Genomic DNA, 1,843 nt, shown 5'->3' with positions numbered 1-1,843 from the left:
GCTGTCCGGCAAGACTTTTGGGGCGATGTCGTCGAGCCATGCCTTGAGAGCATGGAGGATCGGGACACTATGTTGCTGGCGGAAGTGGCGAATGCAGTGATCTCGCGTTTCGCCGTCATCGGGGATTTCGTTCCGCGCCTGCCTTTCAACCCGATAGAGCTGTTCAAAGAACCGGAGCGCCTGTTCCGGCGGGCCGCCGCCTTTCTTCCTCGCCTTTAGGGCATCGACGAAGCGCCGCCTGGAATGGGCCATGCAGCCAAGATGCGTTGCCCCTTCCAGCGTGCGCCAGGCGGAATAACCGTCACTCATCACGATGCCGCGGTAATCGCCCAAGAAGGTCTGCGGGTGTATCTGGCCGCGACCCGGCTGATAATCGAGCAGCACGATCGGCTCGTCACTGTCGTGGCCGCTCCGGTATGCCCACATGTACGAGGTGCTGGTGGCCTCTCTGTCCATTTCCTTCAGCACCTGGACCGTGGTCTCGTCGCCATGGATGAGGGGCTGCGATCTGAGCCGCAGCTTCAGCACGTCATAGATGCGGGCGAGATGCTTTTCGCTCGAGCCGATCACCCAGTGACCCAGAGCGCCACGGCTGACAGGAACGCCCGCGCGCTCGAAGGCCTGCGCCAGGCGGTAGAGCGGTGTGCCGTCGACGTATTTGTGAACGAGCGCGAAGGCCAGCGTCGAAGCCGTGGCGATGCTGCCAGGCAAGGGTTGCGCGGGCATCGGCGCGGTCACGACCGGCGTGTTGATGCCGGTACGGTCGCAATGACGGCAAGCATATTTGAACCGCACATTCTGCAGGACCTTCGCCTTCACCTCGATATGAAGTTGCTCGGTAACGGCCTCGCCCATGCGATGCATCTGGTGACGGCAGCAAGGACAAGCCTTCTGATCGTCGGGAAGGTCATACTCGACGCGCTCGCGCGGCAGGTTTTCCGGCAAGGCCTTGCGGCCGCGCTTCTTTCCCGTCGCCCCTTCGCTCGCCGGCAAGCCCGTGTCCGGCAGGACAACGACGCCGCCATCTTCGTTGTCGGCGGCGTCCTCATCCGCGGCCTGTTCGGCTTCATTGAAGAGGCGGTCAATGTGCTTTTCACTGCGCGGCGCAAAACGATGCAGTCGTGCAAGCGCCAGCTCTTCCTCGAGTTTGACGACGCGTTCGGTGAGTTGACGGTTCTGCGCCTGCAGCGCAGCAATACGCGCCATCAACGCTTCAACAGTCGGTTCGCCGGGTCGATTCATCAGATTCTTGAATCGAAAGCATGCCGCCGCGTCAACCGCTCAATTCGAGAGCCCTCAACCGGCAACCTGATATTGCCGCACCGGATGGCGGACCATCGCATCGATGTCGATGCCGTCGAGGATCCAGTGCAATTGCTCGGTCGTAAGCGTGACCACCGCTGCCTCCCGGCGCGGCCACCGGAACTTGTCCTCGGTCAGCCGCTTCATTACCAGCACAAAGCCCGACCGATCGAAGAACAGGAGCTTCATCCGGTCGCGACGGCGATTGCAGAACGCAAAAACCGCCGGAGCAAACGGATCGAGCGCCATCGTCTCTTGGACCAGAACCGCAAGGCTGTTGATGCCGGCCCGGAAGTCGATCGGCTCGCGGTGCAGGTAGACTTTCAGGTCAGCGCCCAGTCTGAACATGACCCAGTGCTCCGATGGTCGCCGTCAACGCATCCACATCACCGCATTCCAGCGTCAACTTCACGCCGTTCGGCAGCGACGCGCTCACCTTGGCTGGAGAGGAAAAAGGCGCTGTCCTTTTCGATGCCGACCTACGTGCCCCATCGCAAGTCCCCGGCAAATCCACCGCAGCCATGCTGCTCTGTCGCAGCAA

2 protein-coding genes and 1 pseudogene are annotated in these 1,843 nt (G+C 61.8%); all 3 read right to left on the bottom strand.

The features are described from left to right. Positions 1 to 1,242 (bottom strand): IS66 family transposase (gene tnpC, locus NKH70_RS35610; RefSeq protein ID WP_353027467.1); only part of this gene is annotated, 1,242 nt, incomplete at its 3' end. Between the two features lie 54 nt (positions 1,243 to 1,296). Then, positions 1,297 to 1,650, bottom strand: a complete 354-nt coding sequence (gene tnpB, locus NKH70_RS35605; RefSeq protein ID WP_352469379.1) for an IS66 family insertion sequence element accessory protein TnpB — start codon at positions 1,648 to 1,650, stop codon at positions 1,297 to 1,299. After that, positions 1,631 to 1,843 (bottom strand): annotated as a pseudogene (locus tag NKH70_RS35600) (IS66-like element accessory protein TnpA); the annotation flags it as partial. The pseudogene NKH70_RS35600 and the gene tnpB, both read right to left, overlap by 20 nt.

The organism is Mesorhizobium sp. M0991 (assembly GCF_040318915.1).
Lineage (GTDB): Bacteria > Pseudomonadota > Alphaproteobacteria > Rhizobiales > Rhizobiaceae > Mesorhizobium.
This window is presented reverse-complemented; position numbering and strand designations above follow the sequence as displayed.